General features: G+C 53.8%; 14 protein-coding genes and 1 pseudogene. 8 read left to right on the top strand and 7 right to left on the bottom strand.

Annotated elements, in window-relative coordinates:
- Window positions 1-59 precede the first annotated feature (59 nt).
- Window positions 60-959 carry an AraC family transcriptional regulator gene (locus HV037_RS03925; RefSeq protein ID WP_029139662.1) on the bottom strand — a complete coding sequence of 300 codons (900 nt, stop codon included), beginning with the start codon at window positions 957-959 and terminating at the stop codon, window positions 60-62.
- Window positions 960-1,153: 194 nt separating this feature from the next.
- Here HV037_RS03925 and yqhD point away from each other — a divergent pair, with 194 nt between their 5' ends.
- From yqhD to HV037_RS03910, 3 genes and pseudogenes are all read left to right on the top strand, one after another.
- Window positions 1,154-2,317 carry an alcohol dehydrogenase gene (yqhD, locus tag HV037_RS03920; RefSeq protein ID WP_003838168.1) on the top strand — a complete coding sequence of 388 codons (1,164 nt, stop codon included), beginning with the start codon at window positions 1,154-1,156 and terminating at the stop codon, window positions 2,315-2,317.
- 306 nt (window positions 2,318-2,623) lie between these two features.
- Window positions 2,624-3,451, top strand: coding sequence for a 2,5-didehydrogluconate reductase DkgA (gene dkgA / locus HV037_RS03915; protein ID WP_016154506.1), 828 nt, complete (start codon window positions 2,624-2,626; stop codon window positions 3,449-3,451).
- 48 nt (window positions 3,452-3,499) lie between these two features.
- A pseudogene (locus HV037_RS03910) lies at window positions 3,500-3,680 on the top strand (hypothetical protein); the annotation flags it as partial.
- Window positions 3,681-3,765: 85 nt separating this feature from the next.
- On the opposite strand, the gene HV037_RS03905 reads toward HV037_RS03910, so the two are convergent.
- A complete protein-coding gene (locus HV037_RS03905) occupies window positions 3,766-5,937 on the bottom strand; it encodes a YgiQ family radical SAM protein (protein ID WP_003024532.1) in 2,172 nt (723 codons plus the stop codon).
- A gap of 199 nt (window positions 5,938-6,136) precedes the next feature.
- Between HV037_RS03905 and HV037_RS03900 the strand changes: the two genes are divergently transcribed.
- Window positions 6,137-7,612 carry a TrkH family potassium uptake protein gene (locus HV037_RS03900; RefSeq protein ID WP_103284239.1) on the top strand — a complete coding sequence of 492 codons (1,476 nt, stop codon included), beginning with the start codon at window positions 6,137-6,139 and terminating at the stop codon, window positions 7,610-7,612.
- A gap of 16 nt (window positions 7,613-7,628) precedes the next feature.
- Here HV037_RS03900 and ftsP read toward each other — a convergent pair whose 3' ends face one another.
- The 4 genes from ftsP to HV037_RS03880 all read right to left on the bottom strand — a co-directional run bounded on the left by ftsP (window position 7,629) and on the right by HV037_RS03880 (window position 12,818).
- The gene (gene ftsP, locus HV037_RS03895) at window positions 7,629-9,041 is read right to left on the bottom strand and encodes a cell division protein FtsP (protein ID WP_046276172.1); all 1,413 of its coding nucleotides are present in this window, start codon (window positions 9,039-9,041) and stop codon (window positions 7,629-7,631) included.
- A gap of 71 nt (window positions 9,042-9,112) precedes the next feature.
- Window positions 9,113-9,850: a 1-acylglycerol-3-phosphate O-acyltransferase gene (gene plsC / locus HV037_RS03890; protein ID WP_016154509.1), complete on the bottom strand. Its 738-nt coding sequence runs from the start codon at window positions 9,848-9,850 to the stop codon at window positions 9,113-9,115.
- Window positions 9,851-10,045: 195 nt separating this feature from the next.
- Window positions 10,046-12,304, bottom strand: coding sequence for a DNA topoisomerase IV subunit A (parC, locus tag HV037_RS03885; protein WP_181545589.1), 2,259 nt, complete (start codon window positions 12,302-12,304; stop codon window positions 10,046-10,048).
- Between the two features lie 118 nt (window positions 12,305-12,422).
- Window positions 12,423-12,818 carry a YgiW/YdeI family stress tolerance OB fold protein gene (locus HV037_RS03880; protein ID WP_016154511.1) on the bottom strand — a complete coding sequence of 132 codons (396 nt, stop codon included), beginning with the start codon at window positions 12,816-12,818 and terminating at the stop codon, window positions 12,423-12,425.
- A 152-nt stretch (window positions 12,819-12,970) separates the two neighbouring features.
- Between HV037_RS03880 and qseB the strand changes: the two genes are divergently transcribed.
- From qseB to HV037_RS03860, 4 genes are all read left to right on the top strand, one after another.
- Complete coding sequence (qseB, locus tag HV037_RS03875; protein WP_016157480.1) at window positions 12,971-13,630, top strand: quorum sensing response regulator transcription factor QseB; 660 nt, start codon at window positions 12,971-12,973, stop codon at window positions 13,628-13,630.
- Window positions 13,627-14,976: a quorum sensing histidine kinase QseC gene (gene qseC, locus HV037_RS03870; protein WP_103284241.1), complete on the top strand. Its 1,350-nt coding sequence runs from the start codon at window positions 13,627-13,629 to the stop codon at window positions 14,974-14,976. The genes qseB and qseC overlap by 4 nt, the downstream gene beginning before the upstream one ends.
- Before the next feature lie 109 nt (window positions 14,977-15,085).
- Window positions 15,086-15,667, top strand: a complete 582-nt coding sequence (locus tag HV037_RS03865; RefSeq protein ID WP_075848578.1) for an NAD(P)H-dependent oxidoreductase — start codon at window positions 15,086-15,088, stop codon at window positions 15,665-15,667.
- 30 nt (window positions 15,668-15,697) lie between these two features.
- Window positions 15,698-16,012 carry a putative quinol monooxygenase gene (locus HV037_RS03860; RefSeq protein ID WP_016154515.1) on the top strand — a complete coding sequence of 105 codons (315 nt, stop codon included), beginning with the start codon at window positions 15,698-15,700 and terminating at the stop codon, window positions 16,010-16,012.
- Between the two features lie 100 nt (window positions 16,013-16,112).
- Here HV037_RS03860 and parE read toward each other — a convergent pair whose 3' ends face one another.
- Window positions 16,113-18,005, bottom strand: a complete 1,893-nt coding sequence (parE, locus tag HV037_RS03855; RefSeq protein WP_003024571.1) for a DNA topoisomerase IV subunit B — start codon at window positions 18,003-18,005, stop codon at window positions 16,113-16,115.
- Between the last annotated feature and the right edge of the window lie 13 nt (window positions 18,006-18,018).

The raw sequence follows: 18,018 nt of genomic DNA, 5'->3' as shown, positions 1-18,018 counted from the left end.
GGTTCCCCCGGCATTTTCGCCTGATGACGTTTCGCTTATCAGGCCAGCGCTGAGCAAGTTTAACTCCCCTGCATCATTCGAATTCTGGCTGCATCCTCCCCCGGCGTTACGCCAAAGAAACGTTTGAATTCCCGACTGAATTGCGATGCGCTCTCATAGCCGACGCGCATGGCAGCCGCACTGGCCTTCATCCCGTCGTGGATCATCATCATCCGTGCTTTATGCAGACGATAGCTCTTCAGGTATTGCAGCGGCGACGTGCTGGTCACCGCTTTAAAATTATGATGAAACGCCGACACGCTCATGTTCGCTTCTGCCGCCAGCTGTTCGACATTGAGATTTTCGGTGTATTTGGTTTCAATGCGCTTCAGCACCCGGCTTATCAAACTGAAATGCGTCTGGCGACTGACCAGCGCCAGTAATGCGCCGCCGCGCGGCCCGGTCAGCACATGGTAGAGGATCTCGCGAATAATCTGTTTCCCCAGAATACGCGCATCCAGCGGTCGCTCCATCACATCCAGCAGGCGCTCAGCGGCGCACAGTATTTCGTCAGAAAGCGTCGCGGAGTTGATCCCGCTGGCCGCCATGGCGGGCTGGAACAGCTCATCTTCCCCAATGTCCATCAACAGCTCCTGCAATTGCAGAATATCGACATTCAGGTAGATACCGGCCAGGGGAACCTCCGGCGTTGCATACGTTTCGCATTCAAAGGGTAGCGGTACGGTTAGCAACAGGTATTCGTTGGCGTCATAACGAAATACACGTTCATTGATATAACCAATTTTATGTCCCGAAAAGAGAAATATGATTCCTGGCTGATACATTACCGGTGTACGCGCTGCCGGCTCAGTGCCGTGCAGCAGGCGGACATCTGGCAGCAGTTCGCTGAGTTTATTTTCATTGTTTTTCAGCTGCTTAATTTTATCTGTCAGCAGAAGGCAGATCTCATCACGGTTCATAGAGCACCATTTCATCATCGGTTTGCAACCCTGACATAATGCGCAGATTTATCCGTTTTCTCCAGCAGTCTGTAGAAATGGGCAAGACATCGGCAGAAATGAGCATTGAGAGCAGCGCGGCTGACGACCACAATGTTCATCATCCGGCAGACACTCTCCTGCCCTCTTTTTTTACCCACATAAGGGAACGAGCAATGAACAACTTTAATCTCCATACCCCAACCCGCATTCTGTTTGGTAAAGGTGCGATTGCTGAGCTGCGCGATCAAATCCCTCAGGATGCTCGCGTATTGGTTACCTATGGCGGCGGTAGCGTGAAAAAAACCGGTGTCCTGGCACAGGTTCAGGATGCGCTGAAAGGCCTGGACGTGCTGGAGTTTGGCGGTATTGAGCCGAACCCGTCTTATGAAACGCTGATGAACGCGGTAAAAATCGTGCGTGATGAGAAAGTGACGTTCCTGCTGGCGGTAGGCGGCGGTTCGGTGCTGGATGGCACCAAATTCATCGCGGCTGCGGCACAATACGCTGACGGCATCGATCCATGGCGCATTCTGGAAACCCACGGCAACGACGTAACAAGCGCTATCCCGATGGGCTCCGTATTAACCCTGCCAGCAACCGGCTCTGAATCTAACTCCGGCGCGGTCATTTCGCGTAAAACCACCGGCGATAAGCTGGCCTTTATGACCCCATTTGTGCAGCCGGTATTTGCCGTGCTGGATCCGGTTTACACCTATACCCTGCCGCCGCGTCAGGTTGCGAACGGCGTCGTAGATGCCTTCGTACATACCGTTGAGCAGTATGTGACTTATCCGGTTGACGGGAAAATTCAGGATCGCTTTGCTGAAGGTATTCTGCTTACGCTGGTAGAAGAAGGCCCGAAAGCATTGCAGGAGCCGGAAAATTACAACGTGCGTGCGAACGTTATGTGGGCGGCAACCCAGGCGCTGAACGGTCTGATTGGCGCAGGCGTACCACAGGACTGGGCAACGCATATGCTGGGCCACGAACTGACCGCAATGCACGGTCTGGATCATGCTCAAACATTGGCGATCGTTCTGCCAGCGCTGTGGAATGAAAAACGCGATACCAAACGTGCCAAACTGCTGCAATACGCAGAGCGTATCTGGAATATCACCGAAGGTTCCGATGACCAACGCATCGACGCCGCTATTGCCGCAACCCGCGCTTTCTTCGAACAAATGGGCGTACCGACTCGTCTGTCTGACTACGGCCTGGACGGTAGCTCCATCCCAGCGCTACTGGAAAAACTGCAAGCGCACGGCGGTACAAAACTGGGCGAACATCAGGACATTACGCTCGAGGTCAGCCGTCGGATTTACGAAGCTGCCCGCTAAGGTTTTTTCACCTCCGCCTTTCATTTTTGGGTATTTTTATTCTAAATATTTCGAGTTGCATAAAGGCAGCAAAGGAGAGAATCCCCAGGAGCTTACATAAGTCAGTGACTGAGGGTGAAACGACAAACCTGCCGGGAGCAGATTTGAACGCTGCTTGCAGCGGACCTGAAAGGGCGAGGCTCATGGATGGGCCGCGTAATAAAGCCAACGCATATGCAGCTTGAAGTATGACGAGGATAGGCCAGACTTAAGTCACACCTAACTTACCGGGGCTTGCCTCGGTAAACTCAATTCAGGGGAGGAATTATGACCGGTCCAACCATTATTAAACTACAGGATGGTAACGTCATGCCGCAGCTGGGCCTGGGGGTCTGGAAGGCAAGTAACGAAGAGGTCATCACTGCCATTCACAAAGCGCTGGAAGTGGGGTATCGCTCAATTGATACCGCTGCGGCGTACAAAAACGAAGAAGGTGTCGGCAAAGCAATACGCGATGCGGGCGTACCGCGGGAAGAGTTATTCATCACCACCAAGCTGTGGAACGATGACCAGAAACGCCCTCGGGAAGCCTTGCTCGAAAGCATGGAGAAACTCCAGCTCGATTACCTCGATCTTTATCTGATGCACTGGCCGGTTCCGGCGATCGACCACTACGTTGAAGCGTGGGAAAGCATGATCGATCTGCAAAAAGAAGGGCTGATTAAGAGCATCGGCGTGTGTAACTTTCAGATCAATCATCTCCAGCGTCTGATGGATGAAACCGGCGTACCTCCGGTGATTAACCAGATAGAACTTCACCCACTTATGCAACAGCGCCAACTGCACGCCTGGAACGCAACGCATAAAATCCAGACCGAATCCTGGAGCCCGCTGGCGCAGGGCGGCAAAGACGTCTTTGATCAAAAGATTATCCGCGATCTCGCGGAGAAATATGGCAAATCACCGGCGCAGATTGTCATCCGCTGGCATCTGGATAGCGGCCTGGTGGTTATTCCGAAATCAGTCACCCCTGCGCGTATCGCAGAAAACTTTAACGTCTGGGACTTCCGCCTGGATAAAGATGAATTAGGCGAAATCGCAAAGCTCGATCAGGGCAAACGTCTGGGACCAGACCCGGACCAGTTCGGCGGTTAACCCCTTCTCTCCTGCCCGACCTCTCGTCGGGCCTTTACTGATTTGAATTTCGGCGTAGACCACGTGCACAGCTAATTGAGTCCCATGCGATCTGCCCCACTGGAAGCCGATTGAATCGCAGCAGAACCAATTTTTCGAGCAATATGAAGGATATCTGTCGTCACACGATCATGAACGGGCGGATGATGCAAAACTGGCCGCATTAGCGGCCAGAATTCGTGAGGCATAATTACTGAGCACTTCTGCCAGATGGCACCTTATCCGGCCGACGGTCTTTCAGGCCCGGTAAACATTTCACTCCCGGGCAAGACAGATTAGCGCCCAGCTACTTTCCCACGTTTTTTGTTGGCGGCGGGCGTCTGGCGCTGATGCGCCACAGGCGTGTGCTTGGTCAACGCCGGACGGGTATGACGGTTCTGGCGACGCGCTTCGCGCATCTCTTCCAGCGTAGGCGCCGGAACCAGACATTCGCGACGACCACCGATCAGATGCTTTTTCCCCATATCTTCCAGCGCCTGGCGGATTAACGGCCAGTTGGCTGGGTCGTGGTAACGCAGCAGCGCTTTATGCAGACGACGCTGTTTATCACCTTTCGGCACCACCACGTCTTCACTCTTGTAACCAATTTTACCCAGCGGGTTTTTCCCGGTGTAATACATGGTTGTGGAGTTCGCCAATGGTGATGGATAGAAGTTCTGCACCTGATCCAGACGGAAACGACGTTGCTTCAGCCACAGCGCCAGATTCACCATATCCTCGTCACGCGTCCCAGGATGCGCAGAAATAAAGTACGGGATCAGGTACTGCTCTTTACCGGCCTGTTTAGAGTAGGTGTCGAACAATTCCTTAAAGCGATCGTAGCTGCCCATCCCCGGCTTCATCATCTTCGACAGCGGGCCTTCTTCAGTATGCTCTGGCGCAATCTTCAGATAGCCGCCCACGTGGTGGGTCGCCAGCTCTTTGATATAGCGCGGATCTTCAACCGCGATGTCATAGCGCACACCTGAAGCGATAAGGATCTTTTTAATGCCTTTCAAATCACGCGCACGGCGATAGAGGTTAATCGTCGGCTCGTGGTTGGTATCCATATGCGGACAGATATCCGGGTAGACGCATGACAAACGACGGCAGGTTTGCTCCGCACGCGGTGACTTACAGCGCAGCATATACATGTTCGCCGTTGGGCCGCCGAGATCGGAAATCACGCCGGTAAAGCCCGGAACGGTGTCGCGAATAGCTTCGATTTCATTGATGATCGAGTCTTCAGAGCGGCTCTGGATAATGCGGCCTTCGTGCTCGGTGATCGAACAGAACGAGCAGCCGCCAAAACAGCCACGCATAATGTTGATCGAGAAACGGATCATCTCATAGGCCGGAATGCGGCTGTCGCCATACGCCGGATGCGGCACGCGCTTGTACGGCAGCGCAAAGACGCTGTCCATTTCTTCGGTAGAGAGCGGAATGGCTGGCGGGTTGATCCAGATGTAGCGATCGCCATGCTTCTGCATCAGCGCGCGCGCACAGCCTGGGTTGGTTTCGTGGTGCAGGATGCGCGACGCATGTGCATACAGCACTTTATCGCCCTTCACTTTTTCGAAGGACGGTAGCAGCACGTAGGTTTTTTCCCACGGTTTCGGGCGCGGCGGCTGTACAGTTACCGCTTTCGCTTCCTGCTTTTTCGGTGCGACAGGTTTGTTGTCGGCACACGGCAAATCCTCGCCGTATGGATGCGGGATCGGGTCAATTTTGCCCGGCGTGTCGAGACGCGTGGAATCCACCCCACTCCAGCCCGGCAGCGCTTCTTTAACCATAATTGCGGTGTTACGCACGTCGCGGATCTGATCGATAGTTTCACCCATCGCCAGACGATGCGCCACTTCCACCAGCGGACGTTCGCCGTTACCGAACATCAGCATGTCGGCTTTTGAATCCACCAGCACGGAGCGACGAACGGTATCAGACCAGTAGTCGTAGTGCGCGGTACGGCGCAGGCTGGCCTCAATACCGCCGAGAATAACCGGCACATCTTTCCATGCTTCCTTACAGCGCTGGGTATAGACCAGCGTCGCGCGGTCCGGGCGTTTGCCCGCCACGTTGTCTGGCGTATAAGCATCGTCATGGCGCAGTCGGCGATCGGCGGTATAACGGTTGATCATCGAATCCATGTTGCCTGCGGTTACACCAAAGAACAGGTTCGGTTTACCCAAACGCATAAAATCGTCTTTGTTGTTCCACTCCGGCTGGGCGATAATCCCAACACGAAAGCCCTGCGCTTCCAGCATACGGCCGCAAATTGCCATGCCAAAGCTGGGATGATCGACGTATGCATCGCCGGTAACCAGAATGATGTCGCAGCTATCCCAGCCAAGTTGGTCCATTTCGTCGCGTGACATCGGCAAAAATGGTGCCGGGCCAAAACAGGCAGCCCAGTACTGCGGCCAGGAGAAAAGGTCTCTGTCCGGCTGGATCAGGGATATTGCGCTCATAGTGCTTCCAAAAATGGTAAAAAAATAATCAAAGGCCGGGGATTATACGCTGTATGTCGGCAAGAAATGAAGTGGAGTCTGAGTCGGACAAGTAGAAAGTGATTTAAATTGTTAAATTTTACGACGCCCATTTTTATCATTCATAATTAACACCATGCCGGCCAGCTGAGATAACTCTTTTTCGGCGGGGGATTTTTCATTGCGACTCAACGATTCACTGCATATTTCCCAGTTACGGGTAGTTGTTCACCTGTGCGGATTTCTGGTTCTTCTCTACAGCTTCTCCATGCTGCCGCCGATGGGCATTGCTCTGTTAAATAAAGAGCGGAGCTTTTTCGCCTTTTTCAGCACATTTATGACGTTCTTTACCCTCGGCGGTGGAGCGTGGCTGGCAACCAAACATGCAGGTATTCAACTACGAACCCGGGATGGCTTTGTCATTATCGTCCTGTTCTGGCTGCTGTTTTCGTTTATCAGCGCCATGCCGATGTGGATGGACGATGGCTTAAATCTCTCCTTTGCCGATGCCCTGTTCGAAGGGGTTTCCGGGATAACCACCACTGGCGCTACGGTGATTGACGACGTCAGCGCCTTGCCGAAATCGTATCTGTACTATCGGGCTCAGCTAAATTTTATTGGCGGTCTGGGGGTTATTGTCCTTGCCGTGGCGGTATTACCCCTGCTGGGTATTGGTGGTATGAAGCTGTATCAGTCTGAAATGCCAGGTCCCTTTAAAGAAGAACGCCTCACGCCAAGGCTTGCTGATACCGCACGTACGCTGTGGCTGACCTACGTCATTCTCGGCCTTATTTGTACTCTGGCCTACTGGGTTGCCGGGATGTCGTTTTTCGATGCCTTATGCCACGGGCTGTCGACGGTCTCTCTCGGCGGATTTTCCACCCGTAGCGAGAGCATCGGGTTTTATAACAGCCACGCTATTGAGTTAGTCGCCGGACTGTTTTCACTGCTGTCTGCGTTTAACTTCACCCTCTGGTACGTAGCTATTGTGAAACGTACCTTTAAGCCCTTTCGTCGTAATGCCGAGCTGCGTTTCTTTCTGCTTATTGCGCTGGTTGTCACCCTGATCGCCACCTGGCAGGTCTGGCGGGCGGGTATGTACGGGATAACGGACAGCCTGGTGCATGCCTTTTTTCTGGCCAGTTCGATGCTGACAGATAATGGCCTGTCGACGGCGGATTATGCGCAGTGGCCTTCGCACACGATATTCATGCTGCTCAGCGCCAGTTTCTTCGGCGGTTGTGTCGGCTCGACCTGCGGGGGGATTAAGGTGCTGCGTTTTTTGATTATGTTCAAGCAATGCCGTCAGGAGTTACACCAGCTCGCGCATCCTCGCGCCCTGCTGAATATCAAAGTGGGCAATAACGTAGTAAGCGACCGAGTAGTGCGTTCGGTATGGAGCTTTTTCTTTCTCTACGTTTTATTTACCAGCTTTTTTATCTGGGCGCTCAATCTGATGGGCTACGATCTCTTCTCCTCATTCGCCACCGTTGCCGCCTGCATCAATAACATGGGGCTGGGATTTGGCATCACCGCAACGACGTTTGGCACTTTAAACGAGGAGGCAAAACTTCTGATGTGCGCGGCCATGATCATGGGGCGTCTGGAGATTTACCCCATTCTGATCCTGTTCTCGCGCATGTTCTGGCGGGCGTAACGGAAACTCCGGCGCATTACGGCGCCGGGTTCACCAATATCTGTCCGATCGAACCACGATCCGCCATTTCCAGCGTCTGACTGTTAAAGTAGAACGGGAAATGAGCCCAGGAAGGTTGTCCGTAGTAGACCAGTAATTCAACCTGGCCGTCGACCCAGACGGTATCTTTCCAGCCCCGGTCTTCCGGGAACGGCATTGCGCCATTCACATTACGGATCAGGAACGAGACGCCTTCGATATGGAAAGACTGAGGCATATCCGCTCGTACCGTCCAGCGCTCCCAGGAGCCCTGCTGAGCGGTAATATCCATGCGGTTGACGTCCCACAGCTGACCGTTGATGCCGGGATCGTCATCCAGACTGATATCACGGCTGCGAATCGGTGAACCACTGAGGATTTCCGTTGGCAGCAGGCGCATTGGCAGACTGTCGGTCACCAGCGGCAAGAGACCGGTCGGGCGCAGCGTCAATACCAGCGTGGAGATGAGAATACTGGAAGGCTCAAAGAATCCGCGGATCCTGTCGACAATGCTGGCCGCCTCACCACAGGTGATAGAGACCTCATTTCCGTTAGTCATATCCACCAGGATCTCACGGCGCTCGCCAGGCGCCAGCGAGAGCTGCTTCACCGAAACGGGCGCAGGTAAAAAGCCCTGATCGCTGGAAATCACATGCAGCGCGCGGCCATCGCTCATTTGCAACTGGTAACGACGTGAGTTTGAAGCGTTCAGCAAACGCAAACGCACCCAGCCGCGAGAGACTTCGACATACGGGCTTTGCGCCCCGTTGACCAGCAGGGTATCACCGACAAAACCACCGCTGCCGGGTTCGCTATATTCCGGCGTACCAAAGTTGTCCAGACGCTTGTCCTGGATAATGATCGGAAAATCATCCACGCCGTAGTGGTTGGGAATAGACAGTGATTTACTCACTTCATCTTCAATCAGCCACATTCCGGCAAGACCGTTATAAACCTGCTGGGCAGTACGATTTGGCGTATTGGCGTGATACCACAGCGTAGCGGCATTCTGACGAATCGGCAGCACTGGTGCCCAGTCTGCATTAGGGGACATCATGCGCGCCGGGCCGCCCATCAGCGGGCCTGGCACCTGTAATCCAGCGACAGTCATCGAGACATTTTCAGTCAGACGGTTGCTGTAGATAAGCTTGACGTCATCCCCTTTCCAGACGCGGATCGTCGGTCCCAGGTAGCGACCGTTAATCCCCCAGACAGGTGCGCGCGTGCCTTGCGTGAAGGACCAGTGGGCGCGTTGCAGCGTCATAAATAACGGCTGCCCCCGACGGGACTCCAGCAGCGGAGGTACGGGTAACGGTTGTTGCTGACCGGCAGCATTAGCCTTCAGCGGAACAGCACCTGCACACAGTGCGATCCCCGATGCCTGAATGAACTGACGCCGACTGAATGACATATAAACTCCATGAAAAACTGGCGATTAACACGCAGGAAATCTTTTCCTGTAACAAACCCGAATTGCGCGGATTAAACCTTACCGGCGGCTTCCCGCTCAGCAACTTCTTTATCGAGTTCTGCGATTTTTTGTTCCATCAGCGTACGGCAATGCGCTGCCAGTTCACGAACCTGATCTTTCCCAAAGTGGCTAATATCTACCGGCGGCAACATCTCTACAATCGCCAGACCATTATTGAGTCGGTTGAGTTTTATCTTATTCGAGGTGGTTGAAACGCACACCGGAATAACCGGGACACCCGCCGCAATCGCCGCATGAAACGCGCCGGTTTTAAACGGCAGCAGACCGCGACCACGGCTGCGCGTTCCTTCCGGGAACATCCAGATAGAAATACGACGTTTTTTGAAATGATTCACCACCGCCGCAATGGTGCTGTGCGCTTTGGTACGGTTGTTTCTGTCAATCAGCAGGTTGCCGGTTAACCAGTACAGCAGCCCGAAGAATGGGATCCACAACAGGCTTTTTTTACCTACCGTCACCGTCGGCGGCTGAACAATATTCGCAGCGGTAACCATGTCATAGTTGTTCTGATGATTACAAATATAGATAGCATTACCATAGTTCTGCGCGTCTGCCGGCATGCGGCACTCAACCTTCAGGCCATAAAGGGGAGCCAGGCGGCCAAACATATGACCGAACGTTGCGACGTGTTTTGGATTTCGTGGGCTGAACAGACAGTATATGCAACCGAAAATACAGACCAGAACGCAGTAAATAACAGTAATGATTAAACGAAAAATATATAGCATAACAACCTCTGAGGCCTAAGAGCCTGGCATTTTACGTCACCTGATTCATCACGCAGTATCAGGTTAGGGCTTTGTTAAGGGCGGCTCTCTGGAAAAGCGTATTGTTAATCGCAACGCACGAATAAACAACGGTTTCACGGGAATTTTTAACGTTGGCTCTCCCCGGGCTAAAACAGGGAGAGCCGGACGGTAGCGTTATTCTTCGCTGTCGCCGTGACTGGCGCGTCGAGGCGAGTCAATGTCAATGCGATCGATACGCTGCAGACCACGCATTAGCGTACCGCGACGGCCACGCTCGCCGGTCACTTTCTGCAACTCTTCAGGACGCAGTTTAATTTTGCGCTTACCGACGTGGATAGTCAGCGTGCTTTGTGGCGGCAACACGTAGAGCTGCGCCAGGCCATCTTCACCTTTCGCCGCTTCCGCTGAAGGGATATTGATAATCTTGTTCCCTTTGCCTTTTGACAATTGCGGCAAATCGCTTACCGGGAACATCAACATGCGACCGGCCTGGGTGATTGCCAGCAGCATATCGGTTTCATCTTCAATCACAACCGGCGGCATAACGCGCGAATTTTCTGGCAGCGTAATCAATGCCTTACCAGCACGGTTACGAGCTACCAGGTCGTTGAAGGTGCAGACAAAACCGTAACCCGCATCTGATGCCATCAGCAGTTTCTGATCGTCGCCTTCCATCAGCATGTGCTCAACCGTCGCGCCCGGCGGCAGCGTGAGCTTCCCGGTCAGCGGTTCACCCTGTCCACGCGCCGACGGCAGCGTAATCGGGTCGATGGCGTAGCTGCGTCCGGTCGAGTCCACGAACACCACTGGCTGGTTGCTCTTACCCTTCACCGCAGACTTAAAGCTGTCGCCCGCTTTATAGCTTAATCCCGGCGCATCAATGTCGTGGCCTTTCGCGCTACGCACCCAACCACTCTGAGACAGCACAATGGTCACTGGCTCTGACGGCAGCATGTCGTGCTCGCTCATCGCCTTCGCTTCTTCACGTTCCTGCAGCGGAGAGCGGCGTTCGTCGCCATAGGCCTCGGCATCAGCCTGCAGCTCTTTCTTCAGCAGGTTACTCATTTTACGCTCAGAAGCCAGAATGCCTTGCAGCTGATCGCGCTCTTTCGCCAGCTCATCCTGCTCGCCGCGGATTTTCATCTCTTCGAGTTTGGCAAGGTGGCGCAATTTCAGCTCAAGAATGGCTTCAGCCTGGGTTTCAGAAATGCCAAACCGCGACATCAGCTCGGGCTTAGGTTCATCCTCATGACGAATAATTTCGATCACTTCGTCAATGTTGAGGAACGCCACCAGCAAACCTTCAAGGATATGCAGGCGTTTAAGCACTTTTTCCAGACGATAGTTCAGGCGACGACGTACGGTATCACGGCGAAACGCCAGCCATTCGGTGAGGATCTCCAGCAGATTTTTCACCGCCGGACGACCATCAAGACCGATCATATTCAGATTGATGCGGTAGCTTTTTTCCAGATCGGTGGTGGCAAACAGGTGGTTCATCACCTGCTCCATATCCACACGATTGGAGCGCGGGACAATCACCAGACGGGTCGGGTTTTCGTGATCCGATTCGTCGCGCAGGTCGTCTACCATCGGCAGCTTTTTATTGCGCATTTGAGCGGCGATCTGCTCCAGCACTTTTGCCCCGGAAACCTGATGCGGCAGTGCGGAAATCACCACCGCGCCGTCTTCTTTCGTCCATACCGCGCGCATACGTACGGAGCCGCGTCCGTTTTCGTAAATCTTACGAATCTCCGACCGCGAGGTAATGATCTCCGCTTCGGTCGGGTAATCCGGCCCCTGCACGATGTCCAGCAACTGATCCAACGTTGTTTTCGGTTGCTCAATCAGGGTAATCGCCGCTTTCGCCACTTCACGCAGGTTATGCGGCGGAATGTCCGTCGCCATACCAACGGCAATACCGGTCGTGCCGTTCAACAGAATATTTGGCAGACGCGCAGGCAGCATCTTCGGCTCCTGCATGGTGCCGTCGAAGTTTGGCACCCAGTCCGACGTTCCCTGGCCGAGTTCACCCAGCAGAACTTCCGCATATTTAGACAGGCGGGATTCGGTATAACGCATCGCCGCGAAGGATTTCGGATCGTCCGGCGCCCCCCAGTTCCCCTGCCCGTCGACCAGCGGATAACGGTAAGAGAACGGCTGCGCCATCAGTACCATCGCTTCATAACAAGCTCTGTCGCCGTGTGGGTGGTATTTACCCAGTACGTCACCGACGGTACGGGCGGATTTTTTAAATTTGGCGCTGGCATTCAGCCCCAGTTCGGACATCGCGTACACGATGCGACGCTGAACGGGTTTCAAACCATCGCCAATAAACGGCAACGCCCTGTCCATGATGACGTACATGGAGTAGTTCAGATAGGCGGTTTCCGTGAATTCATGCAGCGCCAGGCGCTCTGCCATATCGCTCATTAATCGTGGTTCCTCAACTTTGTACCCCTCTATTGAAGGGCAATATTGCCGCAGATACTACCCTATCTGGCGTGTTGAGTCACAAAGAAAAGGGCCACGAGTGCGGCCCTGATGGGGATTATTTGGCAACTTTGGTAATCTGTTTCACGTCGATTTCAACGGAGTTCCAGTCTTTATCCACTTCACCCTGGATTTCAACCACATCCTGCGGTGTGACGGTTACGCCGTTCCAGCGCTTGTGGTCGATATCCACATTCACCGTGCCAGTCGCATCTTTAAACACATACAGGTCGTCGGAAATACGCTCAACGATGTTCCCGCGCAGGGTAACCCAAGTGTCATCACGCAGTGATTTGGCGCTTTCTACCGTCGCGCTGCTACCATTCGGGCCGACAAATCCGCCATTTTGGCTTTGCGTGGTGGTTGTCGGTCCAGAGAAACCGCCCTGCTGCGCTGCCAGAACAGGTGCGGAACACAGTGCCATTACAGCAACCATTGCAGCTAATTTTTTCATCGTCATGTCTCCCTTTCATTTTGGTTTACGACTATTAAATAAGTTAATCCTTAACAAGTTCTTAAGGCAAAAAAAGATACTTTTTTTGCTGTACAGAGGCTGTAGTCACAAGGTTTACTGACGCTAATGAGAGCGGCTGCAGGGAAGAACATATGCGTATTTTACTGATCGAAGATGACACGTTGATCGGCGACGGCCTGAAAACAGGTCTGAGTAAAATGGGTTTCAGCATCGACTGGTTTACCGAGGGTCGCCAGGGGAAAGAAGCGCTCTACAGCGCCCCTTATGATGCGGTGATCCTCGACCTGACGCTGCCAGGCATCGACGGACGGGAGATCTTGCGCGAATGGCGAGCCAACGGGAAGCAGGAGCCAGTGCTGATTCTGACCGCTCGCGACGCGCTGGCGGAACGCGTTGAGGGTCTGCGTCTCGGCGCGGATGACTATCTGTGCAAACCCTTTGCGCTGATCGAAGTTGCCGCCAGACTGGAGGCACTGGTGCGCCGTGCCAGCGGCCAGGCGAGCAACATATTGCGCCATGGCCATGTGACGCTCGATCCCGGCGCGCTGGTTGCCACGGCGGCAGATGAGCCTTTGTCTCTCAAACCCAAAGAGTTCGCTCTACTGGAACTGCTGATGCGCAATAAGGGTCGCGTCCTGCCCCGCAAACTGATTGAAGAAAAACTGTATACCTGGGACGAAAACGTCTCCAGCAATGCGATTGAGGTACACGTCCATCACTTACGCCGTAAGCTCGGCAGCGACTTTATCCGTACCGTGCATGGCATTGGCTACACCCTGGGTGACGCATGAAACTCACACAACACCTCAGCCTGCGCATCAGGCTAACGCTTATTTTTCTGATTCTGGCATCGGCAACCTGGGCCGTTTCGAGCTTTGTAGCCTGGAAGCAGACCACCGACAATGTCGATGAGCTGTTTGATACCCAACTGATGTTGTTCGCCAAGCGGCTTAGCACGCTGGATATCAGCGACGTCACCACCTCAAGCAATATGGCTCGCACGCCGAAGAAGCTCAAGCACGGCCATATTGATGACGACGCGCTGACGTTTGCCATCTTCACCATCGACGGAAAAATGGTATTGCACGATGGCGACAACGGCCAGGACATTCCCTACAGCTACACCCGCGAAGGCTTTACCGATGGCCAACTCAAGGGGGACAACGACGCATGGCGTTTTCTGTGGCTGAATTCCGCTGACGGCAAATACCGCATTGTGGTAGGCCAGGAGTGGGAGTATCGAGAGGATATGGCGCTGTCGATCGTCACCGCCCAGTTAACACCGTGGTTGATTGCGCTGCCGCTGATGTTGCTAATCCTGGTGGTCATGATTAGCCGTGAACTCAGGCCGCTGAAAAAACTGGCGCAGGCTCTGCGCTGGCGCTCACCGGAATCGGAAGAGCCGCTCGATCCGAAAGGTGTACCTAGCGAAGTGCGCCCGTTGGTTGAATCGCTCAATCAGTTGTTTACCCGCACCCATTCCATGATGGTCCGCGAACGGCGCTTCACTTCTGATGCTGCCCACGAGTTGCGCAGCCCGTTGACCGCGCTGAAAGTACAAACAGAAGTGGTGCAACTGTCAGACGACGACCCGCAAACGCGGGAAAAAGCGCTGGTACAGTTGCATGCGGGAATTGAACGCGCCACCCGACTGGTCGATCAGTTACTGACGCTTTCACGCCTCGACTCCCTCGACAATCTTCAGGATGTGGCGGAAATCTCGCTGGAGGAGCTTTTGCAATCCGCGGTGATGGATATCTACCATCCAGCCCAGCAGGCGCACATCGACGTGCGTTTGCAGATTAACGCGCACAACATCATGCGCACAGGACAGCCGCTGTTGCTGAGCCTGATGGTACGAAATCTACTGGATAATGCGATCCGCTACAGCCCGCGGGGTAGCATTGTGGAAGTGACGCTCAACGCCCGGAATTTTAGCGTCAAGGATAATGGTCCTGGCGTTGCGCCAGAGGTCCTGACGCACATCGGGGAACGCTTTTATCGTCCACCGGGACAAAGCGTGACCGGCAGCGGTCTTGGCCTATCGATTGTCCGCCGTATCGCAATATTGCATGGAATGTCAGCCTCGTTTGGCAACGCTCCGCAAGGTGGCTTTGAAGCGAAGGTCAGTTGGTAATTGCGTTATTATTGCTCAAATAGCAAAAGACTTTGCACATTTTGCTAATTTCACCGCGTCGCTGGTAGGGGTAAAATCGTCTTCAAACGTATTTCCCTGAGGACACAAAATGAGCAACATTCTGATTATCAATGGTGCGAAAAAATTCGCCCACTCCAACGGTCAGTTAAACGACACCCTGACCGAGGTCGCGGATGGCCTTCTGCGCGACCTCGGGCATGATGTTAAAATCGTGCGCGCCGACAGCGACTATGACATTTCTGATGAAGTACAGAACTTCGTCTGGGCCGATGTGGTTATCTGGCAAATGCCTGGCTGGTGGATGGGTGCGCCGTGGACCGTGAAAAAATACATTGATGACGTGTTTACCGAAGGTCACGGTACGCTGTACGCCAGCGATGGTCGCACGCGTTCAGATGCGTCTAAAAAATACGGCTCCGGTGGGCTGATTCAGGGCAAAAAATACATGCTGTCACTGACCTGGAACGCACCGATAGAAGCTTTCACTGAAAAAGATCAGTTCTTCCATGGCGTTGGCGTTGATGGCGTTTATCTCCCGTTCCATAAAGCAAACCAGTTCCTGGGAATGGAAGCGCTGCCGACCTTTATCACCAATGACGTGATTAAAATGCCGGACGTCCCGCGTTATATCGCAGAATATCGCAAGCATCTGAGCGAAATTTTTGGTTAACTGGTAACCTGGAATTAGAAGGAGTTAACCATGCTTACCGTTATTGCAGAAATCCGTACACGTCCAGGTCAACATCACCGCCAGGCGGTACTGGATCAATTCGCTAAAATCGTTCCAACCGTATTGAAAGAAGAAGGCTGCCACGGCTACGCGCCGATGGTCGATCATGCTGCTGGCGTCAGTTTTCAGACCACAGCCCCGGACTCAATCGTGATGGTTGAACAGTGGGAAAGCATTGCGCATCTTGAAGCGCATTTGCAGACACCGCATATGAAAGCCTATAGCGAAGCCGTGAAAGGCGACGTGCTGGACATGAGTATTCGTATTCTGGAGTCTGGCATTTAAGATTGTCGATTTGCCGGATAACGCCATAAACAGACGTATCCGGCTTATATTGCAATCCTCAGGCCTGGTAAGCCCAGCGCCACCAGGCATTCACGGTCAATTACCCTTCGAGATCCGCCAGGTCGCCTTTCTCCTGCAACCAGTTACGGCGATCTTCAGAACGCTTCTTGGCCAGCAGCATATCCATCATTGCGTTGGTACGCTGATCGTCTTCGTCATCGATGATGAGCTGCACCAGGCGGCGGGTGTTCGGATCCAGCGTGGTTTCGCGAAGCTGCATCGGGTTCATTTCACCCAGACCTTTAAAGCGCTGCACGTTCGGCTTGCCTTTCTTGCGTTTTAACTGCTCCAGCACGCCCGCTTTCTCTTCTTCCGTCAGCGCGTAATACACCTCTTTACCGAGGTCGATACGGTATAACGGCGGCAGCGCCACATAGACGTGACCGTGTTTCACCAGCGTACGGAAGTGTTTCACAAACAGCGCGCACAGCAGCGTGGCGATGTGCAAACCATCGGAATCCGCATCCGCCAGAATACAGATCTTACCGTAGCGCAGCTGGCTCAGATCATCACTGTCCGGATCGATGCCGATCGCCACCGAAATATCGTGAACTTCCTGCGAGGCCAACACTTCATCGGAAGAGACTTCCCAGGTGTTGAGGATCTTACCTTTCAGCGGCATGATCGCCTGATATTCACGATCGCGCGCCTGTTTAGCCGATCCGCCCGCCGAGTCACCTTCGACGAGGAACAGTTCGGTGCGATTAAGATCCTGTGCGGTACAGTCCGCCAGTTTACCCGGCAACGCCGGACCGCTGGTCAACTTTTTACGCACCACTTTTTTCGCGGCCCGCAGACGACGCTGGGCGCTGGAAATCGCCATCTCAGCCAGCAGTTCGGCTGATTGCACGTTCTGGTTCAGCCACAGGCTGAAAGCATCTTTCACCACGCCAGAGACGAATGCCGCGCACTGCCGCGAAGAGAGGCGCTCTTTGGTTTGTCCGGCAAACTGCGGATCCTGCATTTTTACCGACAGCACGTAAGCACAGCGATCCCAGATATCTTCCGCCGACAGCTTCACACCGCGCGGCAGAATATTGCGGTATTCACAGAACTCGCGCATTGCATCCAGCAGACCCTGGCGCAGGCCGTTAACGTGCGTACCGCCCTGCATGGTTGGGATCAGGTTCACATAGCTTTCAGTCAGCAGCTCGCCGCCTTCCGGCAGCCAGAGCAGCGCCCAGTCCACGGTTTCTGTTTCACCGCTGAAATTACCGATAAACGGTTTTTCCGGCAGCGTCGGCAGGCCATTCACCGCTTCGCTCAGATAGTCATTCAGGCCATCCTGGTAGCACCAGCGCTGTTCACTGTTATTGACCTCGTCCTTAAAGGTGATCTCAACGCCTGGGCACAGCACCGCTTTGGCTTTCAGTACGTGCGTTAAGCGCGAAACGGAAAAACGCGGGCTGTCAAAGAAGCTTTCATCCGGCCAGAAGTGCACGCTGGTTCCGGTATTGCGTTTACCGCAGGTACCGACAACCTGTAAATCTTGCACCTTATCGCCGTTCTCAAACGCGATGTTGTACACCTGCCCGTCGCGGCGCACGTTCACTTCCACACGCTTCGACAGGGCGTTGACCACGGAGATCCCCACCCCATGTAAACCACCAGAGAACTGATAGTTTTTGTTGGAGAACTTACCGCCTGCGTGCAGACGACAGAGGATCAGCTCTACCGCCGGAACGCCCTCTTCAGGGTGAATGTCTACCGGCATGCCGCGGCCATCATCAATAACTTCCAGAGACTGGTCGGCATGTAAAATCACGTCCACGCGTTTTGCGTGGCCCGCCAGTGCTTCATCCACACTGTTATCAATCACTTCCTGTCCAAGATGGTTCGGACGGGTTGTATCGGTGTACATCCCCGGGCGACGGCGTACCGGCTCAAGCCCAGTGAGTACCTCAATGGCATCAGCGTTATAAGTTTGCGTCATGGTTTAAATAAGC

Origin of the sequence: Citrobacter sp. RHBSTW-00017, assembly GCF_013797615.1 — a bacterium.
GTDB lineage: Bacteria > Pseudomonadota > Gammaproteobacteria > Enterobacterales > Enterobacteriaceae > Citrobacter > Citrobacter braakii.
The sequence above is the reverse complement of the archived record's forward strand: the minus strand, read 5'-3'. Positions and strand labels throughout refer to the sequence as shown.

Coding starts and splice junctions, on each gene's coding strand:
- yqhD (WP_003838168.1), top strand. CDS start 1,154: ATGAACAACTTTAATCTCCATACCCCAACCCGCATTCTGTTTGGTAAA.
- ftsP (WP_046276172.1), bottom strand. CDS start 9,041: ATGTCATTCAGTCGGCGTCAGTTCATTCAGGCATCGGGGATCGCACTG.
- HV037_RS03925 (WP_029139662.1), bottom strand. CDS start 959: ATGAACCGTGATGAGATCTGCCTTCTGCTGACAGATAAAATTAAGCAG.
- plsC (WP_016154509.1), bottom strand. CDS start 9,850: ATGCTATATATTTTTCGTTTAATCATTACTGTTATTTACTGCGTTCTG.
- HV037_RS03880 (WP_016154511.1), bottom strand. CDS start 12,818: ATGAAAAAATTAGCTGCAATGGTTGCTGTAATGGCACTGTGTTCCGCA.
- HV037_RS03860 (WP_016154515.1), top strand. CDS start 15,698: ATGCTTACCGTTATTGCAGAAATCCGTACACGTCCAGGTCAACATCAC.
- dkgA (WP_016154506.1), top strand. CDS start 2,624: ATGACCGGTCCAACCATTATTAAACTACAGGATGGTAACGTCATGCCG.
- qseB (WP_016157480.1), top strand. CDS start 12,971: ATGCGTATTTTACTGATCGAAGATGACACGTTGATCGGCGACGGCCTG.
- parC (WP_181545589.1), bottom strand. CDS start 12,304: ATGAGCGATATGGCAGAGCGCCTGGCGCTGCATGAATTCACGGAAACC.
- qseC (WP_103284241.1), top strand. CDS start 13,627: ATGAAACTCACACAACACCTCAGCCTGCGCATCAGGCTAACGCTTATT.
- HV037_RS03905 (WP_003024532.1), bottom strand. CDS start 5,937: ATGAGCGCAATATCCCTGATCCAGCCGGACAGAGACCTTTTCTCCTGG.
- HV037_RS03865 (WP_075848578.1), top strand. CDS start 15,086: ATGAGCAACATTCTGATTATCAATGGTGCGAAAAAATTCGCCCACTCC.
- parE (WP_003024571.1), bottom strand. CDS start 18,005: ATGACGCAAACTTATAACGCTGATGCCATTGAGGTACTCACTGGGCTT.